This window comes from Streptomyces sp. NPDC002785 (assembly GCF_040295565.1).
Lineage (GTDB): Bacteria > Actinomycetota > Actinomycetes > Streptomycetales > Streptomycetaceae > Streptomyces.
The window spans coordinates 1-3,703 of sequence record NZ_JBEOVN010000348.1 but is presented as its reverse complement, the minus strand read 5'-3'; the positions used below and the strand labels follow the sequence as shown (position 1 = coordinate 3,703).

General features: G+C 72.7%; 1 protein-coding gene. It reads left to right on the top strand.

Features of this window, described 5'->3' with window-relative positions; all coding sequences use genetic code 11:
* The coding region (locus ABTZ94_RS36695; protein ID WP_502967372.1) for an Rne/Rng family ribonuclease at positions 1–3,703 on the top strand (3,703 nt) is incomplete at both ends.

Sequence of the window (3,703 nt, the reverse complement as noted above, 5' to 3'; positions counted from 1 at the left end):
GCGGGCTGTTCTAGCCGGTGCGCATCGGCGTACAGGCCCTCGAACACGGCAAGCGCGGCGCGACGAGGTCGCGGCGCCGCCTGTGCGTGCGCGTCGTCGTGCGGTCCGTAAGGCGACCGCTCCGGCCGGTGCGCCGCAGGCCGCCGAGGCCGTCGAGATCGTCGAGGAAGCAACGCCCGTGGCGGGTGCCGAGCCCGAGCCGGCCGCCGCTGCCGCCGAGCCCGCTGCCGCGCCGCGCGGCCGTACCCGGCGCAGGGCATCGGCTCCGGCCGGTGCACCGCAGCCTGCTGAGATCGCGGCCGAGCCCGCAGCGCCCGCAGAAGCAGAAGAAGTAGAAGAAGCAGAAGAGGTCGTCACCGAGACCGCCGAGGCCGCCGAGGCCCCGCGCGGACGTCGTCGTGCCGTCCGCAAGGCGACTGCTCCGGCGGGTGCGCCGAAGGCCACCGAGGACACCGCCGAAACCGGCGAGAGCCCGGCCGAGGCCGCTGTCGTGGAGCCGGCCACCGAGCCCGCCGAGGTCGAGGACGCCGCACCGCGCGGCCGTCAGCGCCGCCGGGCCACCGCCGCCGCGGGCCGGCCCGAGTTCACCGGCAAGGTCGAGGAGCCCGTACGCAAGAGCCGTCGCGCGACGAGCCCCGCCGTGGCCGTGTTCCAGGCGCCGGTCTTCGCCGAGCCGATGTTCCAGACCCCGGAGACCGCTGCCGCCGCCGCTGCCGCATCGCGTCACGAAGAGGTCGAGGAAGAGACCGAGACGGTCGAGGAGCCGACCGCCACCATCGAGACCCCGGCCGCCGAGGCCGCGCCGCAGGCCGGTTCACGCCGCCGTCGCCGCCGTCGCGGTGAGGCCGCCGAGCCCGAGCCGGCCGCCGCTGCCGCGGTGGAGGAGCACGCCGAGGAGGAGCCCGAGCCGGAGAGCGAGGCCGAGGCCGAGCACGAGGGCGAGGAGACGGACGAGTACGGGGACCGGCCCTCGCGCCGTCGCCGTCGTGGAGGCCGTCGCCGTCGTCGTGGCGAGACCACCGAGGGTGACGAGGCCGCGGAGCAGCTCGGCGACGAGGCCGCCGCCGAGCACGCCGAGGAAGACCAGGAACGCGCTCAGGAGTCCGAGGAGGACGAGGAGGACGAGGACCACGAGGCGGCCGCCGCCGGATCCAGCAGCAGCCGTCGTCGCCGTCGTCGTCGCCGTCGCAGCGGTGAGGCCCCGTCCGAGGCCGACATCGTCACGGACGACCCGGAGCGTACGGTCGTCAAGGTCCGCGAGCCCCGCAGGAAGGAAGAGCGGGAGCCCGGCACCGGCTTCGACGAGGTCCAGTCCATCAAGGGCTCGACCCGTATGGAGGCGAAGAAGCAGCGCCGCCGCGAGGGCCGTGAGCAGGGCCGCCGTCGCGTCCCGATCATCACCGAGGCCGAGTTCCTGGCGCGCCGCGAGGCCGTCGAGCGCGTGATGGTCGTCCGCCAGAACGGCGAGCGCACCCAGATCGGCGTCCTCGAGGACAACGTGCTCGTCGAGCACTACGTCAACAAGGAGCAGGCCACCAGCTACGTCGGCAACGTCTACCTGGGCAAGGTGCAGAACGTACTGCCGTCCATGGAGGCCGCCTTCGTCGACATCGGCAAGGGTCGCAACGCCGTCCTGTACGCCGGTGAGGTGAACTTCGAGGCGCTCGGCATGGCCCACGGGCCGCGCCGTATCGAGACCGCGCTCAAGTCCGGCCAGTCCGTCCTCGTCCAGGTGACCAAGGACCCGATCGGCCACAAGGGCGCCCGCCTGACCAGCCAGGTCTCACTGCCCGGCCGCTACCTGGTCTATGTGCCCGAGGGCTCGATGACCGGCATCAGCCGCAAGCTGCCCGACACCGAGCGGGCCCGGCTGAAGACCATCCTCAAGAAGATCGTTCCCGAGGACGCGGGCGTCATCGTCCGTACCGCGGCGGAGGGTGCGAGCGAGGACGAGCTGCGCCGCGATGTCGAGCGGCTGCAGCAGCAGTGGGAGGACATCCAGAAGAAGTCGAAGAGCAGCGGCAGCTCCAACGCGCCGACGCTGCTCTACGGCGAGCCGGACATGACCGTCCGGGTCGTCCGCGACATCTTCAACGAGGACTTCTCCAAGGTCATCGTCAGCGGCGACGACGCGTGGGGCACCATCCACGGTTACGTCTCGCAGGTGGCGCCGGACCTGACGGGCCGCCTGTCGCGGTGGACCTCCGAGGTCGACATCTTCGCGACGTACCGGATCGACGAGCAGCTGATGAAGGCGCTGGACCGGAAGGTCTATCTGCCGAGCGGCGGCTCGCTGGTGATCGACAAGACCGAGGCGATGGTCGTCGTCGACGTCAACACCGGCAAGTTCACCGGTCAGGGCGGCAACCTCGAAGAGACCGTCACCAAGAACAACCTGGAAGCGGCCGAGGAGATCGTGCGTCAGCTGCGGCTGCGCGACCTCGGTGGCATCGTCGTCGTCGACTTCATCGACATGGTGCTGGAGTCCAACCGGGACCTGGTGCTGCGGCGCCTGCTGGAGTGCCTGGGGCGCGACCGTACGAAGCACCAGGTCGCCGAGGTCACCTCGCTGGGCCTGGTCCAGATGACCCGTAAGCGGGTGGGCCAGGGCCTGCTGGAGTCCTTCTCCGAGACCTGTGTCCACTGCAACGGGCGTGGCGTGATCGTGCACATGGAACAGCCGACCTCGGTCGGTGGCGGCGGCAACGGCAAGCGTTCCAAGAAGCGCGGCCGGGCCGGTGCGGGCCTGGACCACGAGCTGGACCACGAGCATGTGACCGAGGTCGAGACCGAGGCCGAGGTGGCTGCCGAGGTGGCCGCACCGGTGGCGCTGCCCGAGCCGGAGTTCGTCCCGGACGAGGAGCTGTACAGCAGCCCGGCCGAGGCCGAGGCAGCCGCCTCGCGCGGCCGCGGCCGGCGCCGCGCGACCCGTAAGGCAACGGCCCCGGCCGGCGCCCCGAAGGCCGCAGCAGCGCCAGCCCCGGTCGTCGAGCCGGAGCCGGTCGTGGTCGCGGAGCCCGAGCCGGTCGTGGAGGCCGAGCCGGCCGCCGAGACCCCGTTGGTCGTCGAGGCACCTGTGGCCGAGGCCCCTCAGGGCCGTACGCGCCGTCGGGCTACCCGGAAGGCGACCGCTCCGGCGGGCGCGCCGGCCCCTGCCGAGCAGGTCGAGCCGGTCGAGGTGCCGGGATCGGTGGCGGCCCCGGTCGCCGAGGAGGCCCCGGTTGTCGAGGCAGCGCCCGAAGAGGTGGTCCCCGAGGCCGCTCCGCCGCGTGCCCGTCGTCGGGTGACCCGCAAGGTCACCGCCCCCGCGGGCTCGCCCACAGGTGCGGACGCGGCAGAGGTCGTCGTGGTGACCGGCTCCCCGGAGCCGAAGCCCGCCACCGAGCCTGCTGAAGCCCCACAAGCCGCGGAAGCGGAGGCCCCGGCCAAGAAGACGGCCCGCAAGACCGCGAAGAAGGCCACCGCCAAGAAGGCAGCCACCAAGAAGACGGCTGCCAAGAAGACCGCCGCGAAGAAGACGACGGCCAAGAAGGCGGCGGCGAAGAAGACGGTCGCCGCGGTGCGGCCCACCGGCCGTCGTACGCGCCGCACGGCCACGGAGGAGACCTCCGCCGACCGTGGCGCCGCGCTGCCGCTTACGCCTCGGTGTCGGCCGGCGCCGAGCGCAGGGGGGACGGGGCCGGCGCGACAGAACTCGGTGTTT